Source organism: Streptomyces cavernicola, assembly GCF_029968035.1.
GTDB classification, from domain to species: domain Bacteria; phylum Actinomycetota; class Actinomycetes; order Streptomycetales; family Streptomycetaceae; genus Streptomyces; species Streptomyces cavernicola.
This window is the reverse complement of sequence record NZ_JASCIQ010000006.1, coordinates 190953-206853: the sequence shown is the minus strand read 5'-3', so window position 1 is coordinate 206853 and position 15901 is coordinate 190953. Positions and strand designations below refer to the sequence as shown.

Genomic DNA, 15901 nt, shown 5'->3' with positions numbered 1-15901 from the left:
AGCCAAACGACGGGCGGAGGCGGGGGCGAAGCCCCGCACCCAGGGGCGCGGGGAACTGCGCGACCAGCCACCGCGGCGCAGCAGCCAAACGACGAGCGGGGGCGGGGCGCAGCCCCGCAGCCAGGGGCGCGGGGAACTGCGCAACCAGCCACAACGGCGCAGCAGCCAAACAACAACCGAGGGCCGGGGCGAAGCCCCGCACCCAGGGGCGCGGGGAACTGCGCGACCAGCCACCGCGGCGCAGCAGCCAAACGACGAGCGGGGGCGGGGCGCAGCCCCGCAGCCAGGGGCGCGACCAGCCACCGCGGGCGCGGCGGCCGAACGACAGCCGGGGCCGGGGCGCAGCTCCGAGACGGGGGCGGGGCGCAGTCCCGAGACGGGGCGGGGTGGAGCCCCGAGGCGGGGCGACGGGGCTAGGGGGCCAGCACGTCCAGTTCCTCGAGTGCCCCAAGAGTGATCTCTCGGGTCAACTCCTCCGCCCGAGCCGCATCCCGCTCCCGCACCGCCTCAGCCACCTTCACATGCAGAGTGACCGCCGCAGGGTCCGGGTCCTCGAACATCACCTGGTGGTGCGTACGCCCCGCGAGGACCTCCGCCACCACATCCCCGAGGCGGGCGAACATCTCGTTGCCCGAGGCCCGCAGGATCGTGCGGTGGAACTCTACGTCGTGCCGCAGGTACCCCTCCAGCTGGTGGCCGCGGGAGTTGGCGACCATGCCGATGGCGCACTCGGTGAGGGCCGCGCACTGCTCGGCGGTGGCGTTCGTGGCGGCCAGGCCCGCGGCGGTCGGCTCGACGGCGGAGCGGAGCACGGTCAGCGAGCGCAGCTGCCGCGGCCGGTCGGCGCCGGCGAGACGCCAGCGGATGACCTGCGGGTCGTACACGTTCCACTCCTGCGTCGGCAGCACCGTCACGCCGACGCGGCGGCGCGACTCGACCAGGTGCATCGACTCCAGTACGCGCACCGCCTCGCGCATCACGGAGCGGGACACCTCGAACTCCTTCGACAGCTCGTCCATCCGGAGGACGCTGCCGGGCGGATACTCGCCGCCCGTGATCGCGGGCCCGAGGCTCTCCAGTACGCGGGCGTGCAGCCCTCGGACCTGTGCAGTCATGGCGTAACTCTACGAGTTGGGAATACCCGAAGATAAGTCTGACTTTTAAGTCACAGGGTCTTGAATTCCTCTGACCTTATGGGTTTCAGTGTCGTGACACACGACCCCGGCCGTGTGAACCGATGTCGAAGAAGACAGCGAGGCGCAGCAATGGACACCCCCCACGTCGTCGTAGTCATGGGCGTGGCAGGGACCGGCAAGACCACGATCGGCCCCCTGCTCGCAGAACGGCTCGGCGTCCCGTACGCCGAAGGCGACGACTTCCACCCCGAGGCGAACATCGCCAAGATGTCGGCCGGCACCCCGCTGACCGACGACGACCGCTGGCCGTGGCTGGACGCCATCGGCCTCTGGGCGCACGGCAGGGCCGGGCTCGGCGGCGTGGTCAGCAGCTCGGCGCTGAAGCGGAGTTACCGGGACCGGCTGCGCTCCGCCGCCCCCGGCCTCGTCTTCGTCCATCTGACCGGTTCGCGTGAGCTCATCGAGGACCGGATGTCGCACCGCCAGGGCCACTTCATGCCGACGGCGCTCCTGGACTCGCAGTTCGCCACGCTCCAGCCGCTCGGCGCCGACGAGGCCGGTGTCGACGTGGACGTGACGGGCAGCCCCGAGGAGATCACCGATCGCGCGATGGACGCCCTCCGGGCCTTGGACACGGCCGGCGGCGGCACACCCGCCTCCCGTAGCCACCCCTCGTAGCCACTCCCCGTAGCCGCCTCTTCGTGGCCACCCCCTCGTAGCCACCTCCCCGTGGCTACCCCCGCACGACGGCCCTCCGCAGGGGGCCGCCTCGCCGCCTTCCCCCGGCGGCATCCCGGCGCGTGCGCACACACCCCGTGCGCCTGCGCCGCCCCTCCCCCGTAAACACCCCTCTCCTACAAGGAGAACACCGTGACCAGTCTCAGCGTGGAGATGTTGGCAGCGGACGCCGTCGAGCCGATCACCTCTGCGGGCCACGCCCAGCTCGGGATCGCCGTGCTCGCGGGCATCGCCGTCATCGTCCTGCTCATCACCAAGTTCAAGGTGCACGCGTTCCTGGCGCTGACCATAGGGTCGCTCGCGCTCGGCGCCTTCGCGGGCGCGCCTCTCGACAAGGTCATCACCAGCTTCACCGCGGGGCTCGGCTCCACGGTCGCGGGCGTCGGCGTGCTGATCGCGCTCGGCGCGATCCTCGGCAAGCTGCTCGCGGACTCCGGCGGCGCCGACCAGATCGTCGACACCATCCTCGCCAAGGCCGGCGGGCGGTCCATGCCCTGGGCCATGGTGCTGATCGCCAGCGTCATCGGTCTGCCGCTGTTCTTCGAGGTCGGCATCGTGCTGCTGATCCCGGTCGTCCTGATGGTCGCCAAGCGCGGCAACTACTCGCTGATGCGCATCGGCATCCCGGCCCTCGCCGGCCTCTCCGTGATGCACGGCCTGATCCCGCCGCACCCCGGCCCGCTGGTCGCCATCGACGCGGTCGGCGCCAACCTCGGCGTGACCCTGGCCCTCGGCGTGCTCGTCGCGATCCCCACCGTGATCATCGCGGGTCCGCTGTTCTCCAAGGTCGCGGCCCGCTGGGTCGACATCCCGGTGCCCGAGAAGATGCTGCAGACCTCGTCCGACGGGCCGTCCGACGCCCTCGACAAGCGTCCGTCGAAGGACGTCGCCAAGCTGCCCAGCTTCGGCGCGACCATCGCCACCGTGCTTCTGCCCGTCGTCCTGATGCTGTCCAAGGCTCTGGTCGACATCGTCGTGGACAACCCCGAGCACACCGTGCAGCGCGTCTTCGACGTGATCGGCTCGCCGCTGATCGCCCTGCTCGCGGCCGTCGTCGTCGGCATGTTCACCCTGGGCCGCGCCGCCGGCTTCTCCAAGGGCAAGATCACGGCCACGGTCGAGAAGTCGCTCGCCCCGATCGCGGGCATCCTCCTGATCGTCGGCGCGGGCGGCGGCTTCAAGCAGACGCTGATCGACTCCGGCGTCGGCCAGATGGTCCTGGAGATCTCCGAGGACTGGGCGATCCCGGCCCTCCTCCTCGCCTGGCTGATCGCCGTCGTCATCCGCCTGGCCACGGGCTCCGCCACCGTCGCGACAGTCTCCGCCGCCGGTCTGGTCGCGCCGCTCGCCGCCGACATGTCGACCACGCACGCGGCCCTGCTCGTCCTCGCGATCGGCGCCGGCTCGCTGTTCTTCAGCCATGTGAACGACGCGGGCTTCTGGCTGGTCAAGGAGTACTTCGGCATGAACGTCGGCCAGACCATCAAGACCTGGTCGACCATGGAGACGATCATCTCGGTCGTCGCCGGAGGCCTCGTCCTGCTGCTGTCGCTGATCATCTAGCCCGCCCGCGCGCCCTGCGGGCATCCCCGGCCGGAACCCCTTCCGGCCCGACCGACCCGCCCCGCCCGACACCACGGCTCCCCCGGCCGTATGTCGCGGCAGGGCGGGTCGGTCTTTGCGTACGGCGGGTCGTCCGGCGGGCTCCTTCTCCTGCAGCGACCCCTTCTCGTACAGCAGGAGAGCAGCGGATCCCGGAGGCCCCGAGCCGTCGACTGCCGTGCGGATCAAGCCACTTCGGCGTTGCGGAGACACACACGGCAACTCGGTCATTACCGTGCGTACTTCGAGTGGGCGGGTCCCCGACGGGCCGCTCCCGTGCCGTACGAGGAGGTCCTGAGTGCAGCCGACCGGCCGCCTGCCATGAACCGCACCGACCTGCGTGCCGCGCTCGCCGCCGCGGGAGTGCCCGAGGGCCACTACCGCATCGAAGGCGTCCACGAACCGGCCCCCACGCCCCCGGACTTCCTGTTCCTGCGCAGGTCGCCGGACGGCGCGTGGGAGACCGGCGCGTACGAGCGCGGCTTGTACGAAGTGATCACCCATCACGGTACGGAGGCCGAGGCCTGCGCGGCGCTGCTGCGTCTGCTCACCTGACGGGCCCCGGCCCCGACCGGGTCGTGTCCGTCCGGACACGACCTCGGCCCCGGAGCGTGCGACGGCACGGTCCGGGGCCGATCCCCTTCCCGCTCCCCTTGCCCCCGCCCCCGCCCGTACGGAGAAAGACCTCGCATGCGTGCGCCCGCGCTCCCGTATCGACAGCTCAACAGCCTGGCCACCTGGTTCCTGGGGACGGCGGCGCTCGCCGCGGGTGCGGCGCTGCTGCTCTCCATCGGCCCTTCGCCGGCCGAACTCCGTTCCCTCGCGGGCGAGGTGCTGATCACTTCGGTGGGCATCGCCGTCCTGGTGAATCTGGTCAACAAGCGCCGGGACCGGCAGGAGTTGACCGAGGCGATCGGGCTTCGCCACGACGTCGAGCAGAGCGGTCTGCTCGCGGTGGGCACCGACTACCTCGACCTGCTCGACTGGGACCGCGGCCTGTCCCGCACCCGCACCCTCGACGTGTCAGGGGCCTGGTCCACGACCTGGCGGGCCGCGCACCGCGAGGAGTTGCTCAGGCTGGTGCGGCGGCCGGGCGCGAAGGTGCGGTTCTTCCTGCCGGACCACACCGACCCGGCGTGCGTGTCCGCGCTCGCCGCCCGCTTCCACCCCGTCTACACGGAGCACGACGTACGGGCGAAGGTCCAGGAGGCGGTGGCGGACTGCGTCCGGCTCGCGGCGGCGGGTCCCGCGGGGGCGGTGGAGGTCTGGGCCTGCTCGGGGTTCCGGCCGTCCACGATCTACCGCATGGACGATGCGCTGGTCGTCACGCAGTACCACGCGCAGCCGGACCGGCAGTCGGTCCCGTGCCACGCGTACCGTCCCGGATCGCCTCTCCACTCCTTCTACGAGCGGGAGTTGGCGGCGATCCGGGACGCGGGCAAGCAGATCTTTCCGTGAGCCGGGTGTTCTCGTACGGTCGCGGGCTCAGCTCTGGGGTTCAGCTGTCGGGTTCAGCTGTCGGGCTCAGCTCTTGGGTGTCTGGTTGAAGCGCAGCATGTTGCCCGCGGGGTCGCGGAAGGCGCAGTCGCGGACTCCGTAGGGCTGGTCGACGGGTTCCTGGAGCACGTCGCCGCCGGCGGCGCGGATCCGCTCGAAGGTGGCGTCGACGTCGTCCGTCTGGAAGATGACTCCGCGCAGCAGGCCCTTGGCGAGCAGTTCCGCCATGGCCTGGCGGTCCTCGGGTGCGGCGTTCGGGTCGGCGAGGGGCGGTTCGAGCACGATGCTCACGTCGGGCTGGTCCGGCGAGCCGACGGTCACCCAGCGCATGCCCTCGAAGCCGACGTCCTTGCGGACCTCCAGGCCGAGCACGTCCCGGTAGAAGGGGAGCGCCTTGTCGTGGTCGTCCACGGCGATGAAGCAGGTGGAGAGGTTGATGTCCATGCGCTTCACGCTAGGCGCGGGGCGCGGGCTTCGCTTCTCCGTTCCTGACCGGTCGGGTGTAGACCTTCGCGACGCACGCCGGGACGGCGGCCCCGGCCGCGTGGTCGCGCGCCCGGTAGGCGCTGGGGCTCTCGCCGACGAGCTCGGTGAAGCGCGAGCTGAACGAGCCGAGCGAGGTGCAGCCCACCTCGAAGCACACCTCGGTCACGGACAGGTCGCCGCGCCGCAGCAGCGCCTTGGCGCGCTCGATGCGGCGCGTCATCAGATAGCTGTACGGGGTCTCTCCGTACGCGGCGCGGAAACTGCGGGAGAAGTGGCCGGGCGACATGAGGGCGACCCGCGCGAGCGCCGCGACGTCGAGCGGCTCGGCGTAGTCGCGGTCCATGACGTCCCTGGCCTTGCGCAGCCGGACGAGATCCTCCAGGTTGCTCACTCGTCCAGCTTCCCACAGGCCCGGGAACCGCTTCGGTCACGGGCAGTGATGACCGGAGGCGTTCGAGGAGGGTGCGGGCGGCCGGGCCGCTCGGGCCGCCGGCCGGCCAGGCAAGGGCGACCCGGCCACGGAGGGCGGGGTCGGCGAACGGGGCGGTGCGCAGGCCGAGTTGACGCTGTTCGCCGGGGTCGAGTCGGCGTACGACGGCTACGCCGAGGCCGCGGGCGGCGAGTCGGGCGAGGAGTTCGGGGGCCGCGGCCTCGAAGGCGATGCGGGGTGTGAAGCCGGCGGCGGCGCAGGCCCGGTCGAGGACGCCTCGGATGCCGGTGCCGCGGGGCAGGCCGATCAGCGGGCGGTCGCGCAGGGCGGTGAGGGGCAGGCCGGTGTCGGGCACGGCGGTCAGGAGGGGGTCGCCGGGGGCGGCCGCGGCGACCAGGGGCAGGTCGACGAGGATCTCGTGCGCGAGGTGCGGGCCGAGGTAGGCGCCGGTGAGGCCGACCACCGCGATGTCGAGTGCGCCGTCGGCCAGCGCTTTCAGCATGCGCTCGGAGGTGTCCTCGGTGAGGGCGATGTCGACGCCGGGGTGGGCGTCGTGGAAGTCGGCGAGCACCCCGGCCACGTCGAGTGCGTGCGCGGCAGCGCCGGAGACGAACCCGACCCGGACATGGCCGCGCAGCAGGCCGGTGCACTCCGCGACGGTGTCGCGCAGCCCTTCGGCGGCCGCGAGGGCGGCACGGGCGTACGGCAGTACGGCCTCGCCGATCTCCGTGGGCGTCACGGTCCGCCCGGAGCGGTGCAGCAGGGGTTGCCCCAACTCCCGTTCAAGCTGGCGCACTTGGGCGCTGATGCCGGGCTGTGCGAGGTGCAGCCGGGCGGCGGCGCGGGTGAAGGAGGCCTCTTCCACGACGGTCACGAAGTACCGCAGCTGCCGCAGTTCCATGGGGAGGGATTCTAGGGAGGAACTGTTCGGGGAGGGTTCCAGAAGTACGGGTTCTGGGTGCGATAACGAACCTCTCTTGGACTTCCGGTGTTGCCGCGTTGATCGTTGGGGCATGGAGTTGAAGAGTCTGATCGCCGCCGAACGCCGGGATCTGGCCGACCTGTTGGACGGTCTGACGCAGCAGCAGTGGGACGCGCCCAGCTTGTGCGCGGGCTGGCGGGTGCGGGAGGTCGCGGCCCATATGTCGCTGGGTTTCCGGTACTCGCTGCCGCGGCTGCTCGGGCAGCTCGTACGGGCGCGCGGGAGTCTGCACCGGATGACGGACCGCCTCGCGCACGCGGACGCGGCGGCCGCGTCGACCGGTCAACTCGCCGACTGGCTGCGGGAGAACGCCGAGCACCCGTGGGCGCCCCCGGTCGGCGGCCCCGCTGCGGCGCTCGGGCACGACGCGGTGCACGGTCTCGACATCACTGTGGCGCTCGGCCTCGGCCGCAGGATTCCCGAGGACCGCCTCCGGGTCCTCCTCGACCAGGTCTCGTACAAGAACGCCAGGTTCTTCGGTACGGACCTCACCGGGGTGTGTCTGCGCGCCGACGACGTCGACTGGTCCTTCGGCAGCGGCACTCCGGTGACCGGCTCCGCCCAGGACCTGCTGCTGTTCGCGTACGGGCGGAAGGTGCCGGAGGGGCGGCTCGTGCGGGGTGCGAGGGGTGCGCGGGAGGGCTGAGTGAAGCTCGGCGAGTACGGGCGTTGCTCTGTGTTGCGGGGGGGGCGGACGAGGGGGCGCGGACGAGAGGGTGCGGGCGCAGGTGGCGGAGCTGCCGGGCTTCCGGTGGTGAGTCGGGCTGCCGCCACCCGTCGCCTCGTCCGGGCCGTCAGGCCTCGGCGACCGCCTTGGCCTTCTCCTCGGCCGGCTCGACGGGAGCGGTGTCCGTCGGGGCGGCGGGGGAAGCGGTGGTGGTGGGAGCCGCGGTGCCGAACCAGACCGCGCCCTGCTTCTCCTCACGCTCGATGGCGCCCTTGCGCAGCAGGCCGTTGAGGGCGTTGCGCACGGACTGGGTGCTGGAGGCCCGCTCGGGGTGGTTCTGCTTCAGCTCGTCGAAGATCTCCCGGACGGTGCGCCGCTCCGGGGAGTGCCCGCCGAGCAGGCCGGCGATGACGTCCTGCAGGGTGGGTCCGCCGGTGGCCTTGGGGGCGGCGGTGCTCTTGGTCTCCGCCTTGGGCTCTGCCTTGGCCTCTGCCTTGGTCGCCGTCTTCGGCGCGGGCTTGGTCGCGGCCTTGGCCGCGTTCTTCGCCGCCGACTTGGTGGCCGTCTTGGTTGCGGCCTTCTTGGCTGCCGTCGCGGGCTTCTTGGGGGCAGCGGCCTTCTTCGCGGTGCCCGTGGCCTTCTTCGCGCTCGCCTTCCGGCCCGTACGGCGCTGCTGCGGCACCGAGTCCCCCGCCGCCTTGGCCTCGTCGGTGACGGACGCCGGGGTTGCGGCGGGCTCGCTCTTCGGCGTGGTCTCGTGGCCGAGCGCCGCGAGCATGCCGCTCAACGCGGTGTGGTCCTCGCGGAGTTGGGCGAGACGCGCCTCAAGTTCCTTCTGCTCCTGCTCGTTGCGAGCGAGTTCCTGAGCGAACTGCGGGGCGTACCGGTCCTGGACCGAGGAGTTGCCAATGTCGTCAGACACAACGGCTCCCTTTCGTCGAGTTGTTGGAGACGTGCCCGGATGCTACTCACGCAGGTGTGCCCGACGTCCACCGAAGTCGCATTACCTCACCCTTGCGCGGGGCGGGAGTTGAGGAAATCGGTACCTGAGGCGTACGGGCGTCACGGCCGTGGCGCAACACCGCGGCGACGTGGGCGATGATCTGCCGCATGACGAAGGACACGGTGGCGGGAGGCTCGGGTGGCTACGACGACGCCGATGCCTGGCGTGCCCGGTTGGGGTGGGCGTTCGGGCTTGTGGCGGACGACCCGCAGGTCCGGGCCGCGGCGCTCGCGCACCTGGACGAGGCGAGGGCGGCAACCCGTGCCGCGCTTGCCCGGTCCAACGAGTACTGGCGGCTGACGCTGCCGCTCGGCCCGGAGGAGCAGTACCGGGAACCGGCCTTCAGGAAGGCGCTCGACGCGTACTACGAGACCCTCAGGCACTCCCTGCCCAGCGGCCTCGGGGACGACGGGGTGAGGGAGCGGAGCATCACCGCCTGGCCGGGTCTGCCGTACGCGCTGCTCTTCCTGGAGTGGGAGGCGCGCTTTCCGCAGGAGTGGACGGCGCACGCCAAGGACTGGGGAACGAAGCAGCGCCTCATCCGCCGGCTGGCCGTCCCCGACCACACGGACGACGTCAGGGCGAAGCTCACCCAGCTCGTCGAACTCGCCGTGCTACGGGCCCACCGGTGCAAGGACCGCGAGTACGTGCGCGTCGCACGGGCGGTCGACGGCCCGGAGCTGCGCCGCAAGCTCGCCGATGCGGCCCTTACGGACCGGCCCTGGGCGCGGCTGCACGCCGGCTACGTCCTCCACCTTCTCGACCGCCCGGAGCTGCCCAACACCCGCTATGTCTGGCGGAGTTGGCTCGCTAGTCCCGGGGAGACGTGTCCGGGCGGCGCAGGAAGAAGTTCATGGCCGTGAGTGTGAGCACCGGTTCGTCGCGCTGGTTGAGGACCTCGACGCGGGTGCGGACGAGGCCACGGTCCGGCTTGGAGCGGGAGACGCGGGCGTCGAGGACCGTCGTACGGATGGCCAGGGCGTCGCCGGGGCGTACCGGCTGCACCCAGCGCAGCTCGTCGATGCCGGGCGACGCGAGGCTCGACGGTCTGCCGACGAAGTGGTCGGCGTACAGGCGCATCATCACGGCCGAGGTGTGCCAGCCGCTCGCGATCAGGCCCTTGAACTGGCTGCGCTCGGCGGCCCCGGGGTCGGTGTGGAAGCTCTGCGGGTCGAAGCGGTGGGCGAAGTCGAGGATGTCCTCCTCGGTCACGGTGATGCGGCCGAAGGTGTACGTGGCGCCGGGGACGTAGTCCTCGTAGTACCGGTCCTCGACGGGGGTGGCGAAGTCGGCGCTCGGCGGGATCGGAGCGGTCATGTGGGCCGCCTTTCCGGGGGAGTCGGGGCGCGCAAGGCATTCCGACGGCATTCTGTACGACCGCGGGGAGCCGCTCGCACGGGCCGCGGTCGTCAAGTACGCGCGTGTCAGGCGGAGTTGACCGGCCCCCCTGCTCCGCCGGCCGCCGGGACGGGCGTGAGATGATCGTCCGCCGGGTGCGCGGGGTGCGTGCCCGCCGCAGGTCGGACGGGGCCAGCGGCCTCGGCGGAAGGGGTTGGCCATGCACGCGAGTTCCCTGGGCGACGACGGCGCGACCCTGGGCCCGCTGGAGCCGGGGCAGGCCGAGGAGTTCCTCGCCCACATGGACCGGGGCCGCGAGTTCATCGGCCGCTACAACGGGCTGCCCGACGTCGTCACGGACCTGGAGTCCAGCCGGTCCTACCTGCAGGCGTACGCGGACAAGACCACCGCCGACTCGGGCCGGATCCGCGGCATCCGGTTCGCGGACGGCACCCTGGTCGGCGCGGTCATCCTGCGCACCATGGACCTCGCGCAGGGCGTCGCGGAGGCGGGCTGCTGGCTCGAACCGGCGGCCGCGGGCCGCGGGCTCGTGACCCGGGCCGCCCGGCAGGTGATCGACTGGGCGATCGTGGAGCGCGGCATCCACCGCGTCGAGTGGTGGGTCGCCGCGGGCAACGCGCCGAGCATCGCCGTGGCGCGGCGGCTCGGGATGAGCCGCGACGGCGTGCTCAGGGAGAGCTACCTCTACCGGGGCGAGCGGCACGACATGGAGATCTGGTCCGTGCTCGCCCCGGACTGGCGGGCGTTCCACGGCAACCCCGCCTGACGGCAGGGCAACCCCGCCTGACAGCCTCGCCGACCCTGCCTGAGAAGCCGACCCGGCCTGAGAACCGGACGACCCGAAGAACTGGAGCAACAGCCATGCGCAGCGCCGTCGTGACCGCCGAGGGCGACCGGATCCGCTGGGTCGAACTCCCGGGCCGGGAAGACGCGCCCGCCCGCGTCTACCTGCACGGCCTCGGCGCCACCTCCCCCGCGTACTTCGCGGACGTCGCCACCCGTGCCCCGCTCGCCGGGCACCGCTCGCTCCTCCTGGACCTGTTGGGCCACGGCATCAGCGACCGCCCCGAGCACTTCTCGTACGCCCTCGAAGCGCACGCGGACGCCGTGGCCGAGGCGTTGCGCGCCGCGGACGTGACCGGCGCGCAGGTCGTGGCGCACAGCATGGGCGGCTCGGTGGCCGTGCTGCTCGCGGCCCGGCACCCGGAGCTCGTGTCCCGGCTCGTCCTCGTCGACGCCAACCTCGACCCGCTGGAGCCCGAGCGCGGCGCACTCGGCAGCCGGGGCATCGCCGCGTACGGCGAGGAGGAGTTCCTGGCGGGCGGCTGGCGTGAGGTGCGCGAGCGGGCCGGGGCGCACTGGTGGTCCACGATGCGCCTCGCGGGCCGCACCGCCCTGCACCGCAGCGCGGTCCGGCTGGCCCAGGGCTCCACGCCCACGATGCGCGAGCTGCTCGTCGGCCTGACGATGCCGCGTGCGTTCCTGTACCCGGAGGCGGACGGGCCGGTGCCGGGCGCGGAGCAGCTCGTGGCCGCGGGCGTCGCCCTGCTGCCCGTGCCCGACTGCGGGCACAACGTGATGCTGGACAACCCGGAGGGGTTCGTACGGGCCACGGCGGCGGCGCTCACCTCCCAGGGCTGACCGGGTGAAGGGCGGGGGCCGGGCAGCCGTCTCAATAAGTGAGAAACGACCTGGTCATCACCGGGTGCGCTGCGGGTATCGTTCGCGCCGCAAGCCGACCCCGGAGGGAAGCAGCACATGTCCACGCTCCCGCAGTCCAGCAGCACGGCCATCGATCACGAGCAGGCGGCCGCCGACTACGCGGCCCTGCTCGACCGCTCACTCTCGCTGAACCTCACGCGCGGCAAGCCCGACCCGCGCCAGCTGGACCTCGCGGGAGCACTGCTCTCCTGCGATCTGTCCGACCACAAGGCGGCCGACGGCACGGACTGCCGGAACTACGGCGGCCTGCAGGGCCTGCCCGAGCTGCGGGAGATCTTCAGCGGGCCGCTGCAGGTGCCGGCCGACCAGCTGGTGGCGATGGACAACTCCAGCCTGGCGCTGATGCACGACACGATCGTGCACGCCCTGCTGAGCGTGCTGCCGGGCGCGGAGCAGCGCTGGTCGGACGAGCCCGACGTGGCGTTCCTGTGTCCGGTGCCCGGCTACGACCGGCACTTCGCGCTGTGCGAGCGCTTCGGCATCGAGATGATCCCGGTGCCGATGACGGCCGAGGGCCCCGACATGGACGTGGTGGCCGAGCTGGCCGGCGGCGACCCGCGGATCAAGGGCATCTGGTGCGTGCCGAAGTACAGCAACCCCTCGGGCGTCACGTTCAGCGAGGCGACCGTGCGCAGGCTCGCCGAGATGGAGACGGCCGCGCCGGACTTCCGGATCTTCTGGGACAACGCGTACGCGATGCACCACCTCACCGACGAAGAGGTGGAGGTCGCCGACCTGCTCACGGCCTGCGCCGACGCGAGCCACCCGGACCGTGCGTTCGTCTTCGGCTCCACCTCGAAGATCACGTTCGCCGGTGCGGGCGTCGCGTTCTTCGGCTCGTCGCCCGCGAACGTGGAGTGGTTCCTGAAGCACGCGGCGAAGCGCACCATCGGCCCCGACAAGCTGAACCAGCTGCGGCATGTGCGCGTCCTGAAGGACACCGACGGCGTACGGGCGCACATGGCCCGCCACCGCGAGCTCCTGCGCCCCAAGTTCGACCTGGTCGAGCGGATCCTGCAGCGTGAGCTCGGCGGCACGGACCTGGCGACGTGGTCGCGTCCTGAGGGCGGGTACTTCGTCACGCTCGACGTGCGGGACGGTCGGGCGCGCGAAGTGGTGCGGCTCGCCGGTGAGGCGGGGGTCGCGCTGACGCCCGCCGGTGCGTCGCATCCGTACGGGCGTGACCCGCAGGACAGCACGATTCGCATCGCGCCCAGCTTCCCGGGGCTGGAGGAGCTGGAGGAGGCGATCGTCGCGTTGGCCGTTTGCGTGCGGTTGGCTTGCTCGGAGCAGTAGGTCTTTTTGACCTGACCGACGCGGCCCGTCCGGCGCCGTGGGGTTGGGCACCGCAGGTCGCCCTGCGGGCTCGTCCTCACGCGCCGGACGGGCTTGTTTTGTTCCCCTCCCCGCCCCTTCCCGAAAGACTGCCGTCGGCTACGGGGGCTCCGCCCCCGGACCCCCGCTCCTCAAACGCCGGAGGGGCTGGATGGTTAGCTGGATTTACCGAACACCGCCACCGTCCTGCCCGGCACCGTGAACGTTCCCGAACTCGCCTCGTAGCGCGCGGACTTGACGGTCTCGTCGGCGCCTGAGGCCTGGGTGGGGTGGAGGGCGTACGGCGTTCCCTGTGCGGTCTGCACTCGCTGGTGCTGCTCCTGCGGCGTCGCGTTGAAGACCACCACCAGGTCGCCGAGGGTCATGGTGATGACGCCGGGGGTCTCGGCCGCCGTGCCGGAGAGCGGGAAGGCCAGCTTGTGCTGCACCTCCTCCGTCGTCGCGAGCTTGAACTCCGGTGCCGTGCTGCGGATCTTCAGGAGGTCCTGGTACGCCGCCGACGTGCCGTTGATCTCCGTGCAACCCGGCGTGGTGGTCGAGGCCGAGAGGAGGGGCTTGGCATACGGCCACTTGGACTGGTTGTCGGGGGCGGGCGGGAGGCCTCGGCCCATGCCGTTGCCGTCGCGGCAGTCCCAGTGCAGGGCGTTGAACCAGTCGCCGCTGTCGTACGAGTTGCGGTCGAGGGACTTGGAGCGGAGCAGGTCGGTGCCGGCCTGGGAGAGGGCCGGGCCCTGGGACAGCGCCGCCGTGGCCATGGCGAGGACCTGCATGCGGGCGCGGTCGGCGCGGCTCGTCGTCGCGGGGAGCTTGAAGGCGAGCGCGTCGTAGAGGGTCTCGTTGTCGTGCGCGTCGGCGTACGCGAGGGCGTCGCCCGGGGCGGCGGCGTACCCGGCGGGGGCGCCGTTGTAGTCGACGTCGGCACCCTTGACCGTACGGCCCGACGAGTCGGTGAAGGAGTAGCCCGCGAGGTTGCCGGTGAGGCCGACCTTGATGAGGTCCTGGTAGTGCAGGAGGCGGGCCTTCTGCTCGGCCGGAGTGCCGTTCGCCTGCGAGGAGTTGGGGTCGGTGAACAGGCCGCTGGCGAAGCCCTGCACGCCGGGGTCCTCGTCGAAGGGGCCACCGCCGCGCACCGCGTCCCGGGCGCGGTCGGAGAACGTGGCGATGCCGGTGCCCGCCATGTTCTGCTGGGTGGCCTGCTCGAAGCGGGCGTCGTTCGCGATCTCGCCGAAGTTCCAGCCCTCCCCGTAGAGGATGATCTTCTTGCCGTCGACGCCGTCCTTCGCCGGGGTCAGCTCGTCCAGGGCCTTGCGGACGGCGAGGATGTTGGCCTTCGGGTGGTGGCCCATGAGGTCGAAGCGGAAGCCGTCGACCTTGTACTGCTTGGCCCAGGTGACCAGGGAGTCCACGACGAGTTTGCCCATCATGGCGTTCTCGGGCGCGGTGTTGGCGCAGCACGTGGAGGTGGCGACCGTGCCGTCCTCCAACAGCCGCTGGTAGTAGCCGGGCACGATCTTGTCGAGCACCGACTTGTCCGCCTGGCCGCTCGCGACGGTGTGGTTGTAGACGACGTCCATCACGGTGCGCAGGCCCGAGCCGTTGAGGGCCTGCACCATCTGCCGGAACTCCACGGTGCGGCGGGTGCCGTCGGGGTCGCTCGCGTACGAGCCCTCGGGCACCGTGTAGTGCAGCGGGTCGTAGCCCCAGTTGTACGCGTCCTTGCCCGCGGCCTGCCCGACGCACTCCTGCTGGGACTCAGAGTCGGGCGCGTACGACTCCAAGTCGCAGTCGGGGGTGCCCTGTTGGTCCTTGCGCTCGGGGATCGTGCCGATGTCGAAGGCGGGCAGGAGGTGCACGTACGAGGTGCCGGAGCGGGCGAGGGAGCGCAGGTGCTTCATGCCGTCGGAGTTCTCGTCCGTGAACGCCCGGTACTGGCCGGGGTGTCGGGACGTGCGGTCCTCGACGGAGAAGTCGCGGATGTGCAGCTCCTGGATCTGCGCCTCGCGGGCCGGCACGGCGGCGGGCTTGCGCAAGGCGTTCCAGCCCTCGGGGGCCAGCTTCGGGTCGTTCAGGTCGACGGCGAGGCTGCGCTCGGAGTCGGCGGTGAGGGCGGTGGAGTACGGGTCGGTGACCTTGTTGACGACGACCTTCTGGACGCTGGGCGCCCACACCTTCACCACGTACCGGTAGGCCTGGCCGGCCCAACTCGCGGGCCCCGTGGCCGTCCACACCCCGGAGTCGGCGTCGCGGCGCATGCGCACCGTACGGCCGCCGATCTCCAGGGACACCTGCTGCGCGGTGGGCGCCCACACGGCGAGCGTGGTGCGGTCGGGCGCGAAACTCGGGCCGAGCGTGGCCTCGGTGGCGCGGGCGCTGTAGAGGTCGTCCAGGACGCCCTGGGTCTGCACGCCGGTCGCGGCGAGGAGTGTGCCGTCAGCGGCGTGCCGGGTGGCGACGAGCTGCCCGGTGAGGGCCGTGCGGACGCGGTCCTGGTCCCGAGGGTCGATACGGAAGGCCGAATAGCCCTTCAGGTGCGGGTACTTGGCGCGCTGAGCGTCCGTCAGGCCGCCGTCGACCGGGGTCAGGCGGATGCGCTCCGCCGTGCCCTGGAGTGCGCCGTCCTTGACGGTGAGGCCGCCGTCGGGCGCGTACCGCAGGGCGTGCACGGCGCCGTCGGCGGAGCCGGCGGGCTTCCAGGCGAGGGTGTCGCGGTCGATCCACTGCGCCTCGGACTTCGTCACGTCGAGAGGCGCTTCCGCGGTGGCCGCCGCCGGGGCGGTGAGCGGGGCCGCGGTGGCCGTGAGGGTGAGGGGCGCGGCCGTGGCGAGCAGGGCGAGGGCCACGGTGGCGGCGGTGCGACGACGAGGTGAGCCGGTCACGGGATTCTCCTCAGGAGGTGGGTCGGCCGCCCGGCATGCGGGGACATGGATGGGCCGGGCGGCCGGTC

14 protein-coding genes and 2 pseudogenes are annotated in these 15901 nt (G+C 71.9%); 9 read left to right on the top strand and 7 right to left on the bottom strand.

The genetic code is table 11. From position 1 onward, the window contains the following. Window positions 1–413 precede the first annotated feature (413 nt). Window positions 414–1115 carry a FadR/GntR family transcriptional regulator gene (locus QIS96_RS08220; protein ID WP_282541752.1) on the bottom strand — a complete coding sequence of 234 codons (702 nt, stop codon included), beginning with the start codon at window positions 1113–1115 and terminating at the stop codon, window positions 414–416. A 150-nt stretch (window positions 1116–1265) separates the two neighbouring features. Between QIS96_RS08220 and QIS96_RS08215 the strand changes: the two genes are divergently transcribed. From QIS96_RS08215 to QIS96_RS08200, 4 genes are all read left to right on the top strand, one after another. Beyond that, window positions 1266–1814: a gluconokinase gene (locus tag QIS96_RS08215; RefSeq protein WP_282541751.1), complete on the top strand. Its 549-nt coding sequence runs from the start codon at window positions 1266–1268 to the stop codon at window positions 1812–1814. A 192-nt stretch (window positions 1815–2006) separates the two neighbouring features. Next, on the top strand, window positions 2007–3437 hold the full coding sequence (locus QIS96_RS08210; RefSeq protein WP_282541750.1) for a GntT/GntP/DsdX family permease: 1431 nt from the start codon (window positions 2007–2009) through the stop codon (window positions 3435–3437). Between the two features lie 360 nt (window positions 3438–3797). Continuing rightward, a complete protein-coding gene (locus QIS96_RS08205; RefSeq protein WP_282541749.1) occupies window positions 3798–4031 on the top strand; it encodes a hypothetical protein in 234 nt (77 codons plus the stop codon). Between the two features lie 135 nt (window positions 4032–4166). Continuing rightward, on the top strand, window positions 4167–4934 hold the full coding sequence (locus QIS96_RS08200) for a hypothetical protein (RefSeq protein WP_282541748.1): 768 nt from the start codon (window positions 4167–4169) through the stop codon (window positions 4932–4934). Between the two features lie 66 nt (window positions 4935–5000). Here QIS96_RS08200 and QIS96_RS08195 read toward each other — a convergent pair whose 3' ends face one another. The 3 genes and pseudogenes from QIS96_RS08195 to QIS96_RS08185 all read right to left on the bottom strand — a co-directional run. Beyond that, the gene (locus QIS96_RS08195) at window positions 5001–5417 is read right to left on the bottom strand and encodes a VOC family protein (protein WP_282541747.1); all 417 of its coding nucleotides are present in this window, start codon (window positions 5415–5417) and stop codon (window positions 5001–5003) included. Between the two features lie 10 nt (window positions 5418–5427). After that, window positions 5428–5850, bottom strand: coding sequence for a helix-turn-helix domain-containing protein (locus QIS96_RS08190; protein WP_282541746.1), 423 nt, complete (start codon window positions 5848–5850; stop codon window positions 5428–5430). A gap of 106 nt (window positions 5851–5956) precedes the next feature. Next, a pseudogene (locus QIS96_RS08185) lies at window positions 5957–6790 on the bottom strand (LysR family transcriptional regulator); the annotation flags it as partial. A 112-nt stretch (window positions 6791–6902) separates the two neighbouring features. Here QIS96_RS08185 and QIS96_RS08180 point away from each other — a divergent pair. Continuing rightward, window positions 6903–7517: a maleylpyruvate isomerase family mycothiol-dependent enzyme gene (locus QIS96_RS08180; RefSeq protein ID WP_282541745.1), complete on the top strand. Its 615-nt coding sequence runs from the start codon at window positions 6903–6905 to the stop codon at window positions 7515–7517. 148 nt (window positions 7518–7665) lie between these two features. Here the strand turns inward: QIS96_RS08180 and QIS96_RS08175 are convergent, their stop codons facing one another. Beyond that, complete coding sequence (locus tag QIS96_RS08175; RefSeq protein ID WP_282541744.1) at window positions 7666–8460, bottom strand: hypothetical protein; 795 nt, start codon at window positions 8458–8460, stop codon at window positions 7666–7668. A gap of 188 nt (window positions 8461–8648) precedes the next feature. Here QIS96_RS08175 and QIS96_RS08170 point away from each other — a divergent pair, with 188 nt between their 5' ends. After that, window positions 8649–9404 (top strand): hypothetical protein, encoded by a 756-nt coding sequence (locus QIS96_RS08170; protein ID WP_282541743.1) that lies wholly within the window; start codon window positions 8649–8651, stop codon window positions 9402–9404. Here the strand turns inward: QIS96_RS08170 and QIS96_RS08165 are convergent. Next, the gene (locus tag QIS96_RS08165) at window positions 9352–9858 is read right to left on the bottom strand and encodes a MaoC family dehydratase (RefSeq protein ID WP_282541742.1); all 507 of its coding nucleotides are present in this window, start codon (window positions 9856–9858) and stop codon (window positions 9352–9354) included. The two genes, QIS96_RS08170 and QIS96_RS08165, sit on opposite strands and share 53 nt — an antisense overlap. Before the next feature lie 241 nt (window positions 9859–10099). Between QIS96_RS08165 and QIS96_RS08160 the strand changes: the two genes are divergently transcribed. From QIS96_RS08160 to QIS96_RS08150, 3 genes are all read left to right on the top strand, one after another. Further along, window positions 10100–10666, top strand: coding sequence for a GNAT family N-acetyltransferase (locus QIS96_RS08160; RefSeq protein ID WP_282541741.1), 567 nt, complete (start codon window positions 10100–10102; stop codon window positions 10664–10666). A gap of 95 nt (window positions 10667–10761) precedes the next feature. Further along, complete coding sequence (locus QIS96_RS08155; protein ID WP_282541740.1) at window positions 10762–11541, top strand: alpha/beta fold hydrolase; 780 nt, start codon at window positions 10762–10764, stop codon at window positions 11539–11541. Between the two features lie 117 nt (window positions 11542–11658). Beyond that, complete coding sequence (locus QIS96_RS08150; protein WP_282541739.1) at window positions 11659–12918, top strand: aminotransferase class I/II-fold pyridoxal phosphate-dependent enzyme; 1260 nt, start codon at window positions 11659–11661, stop codon at window positions 12916–12918. 194 nt (window positions 12919–13112) lie between these two features. Here the strand turns inward: QIS96_RS08150 and pulA are convergent. Continuing rightward, window positions 13113–15698: pseudogene (pulA, locus tag QIS96_RS08145) on the bottom strand (pullulanase-type alpha-1,6-glucosidase); the annotation flags it as partial. Between the last annotated feature and the right edge of the window lie 203 nt (window positions 15699–15901).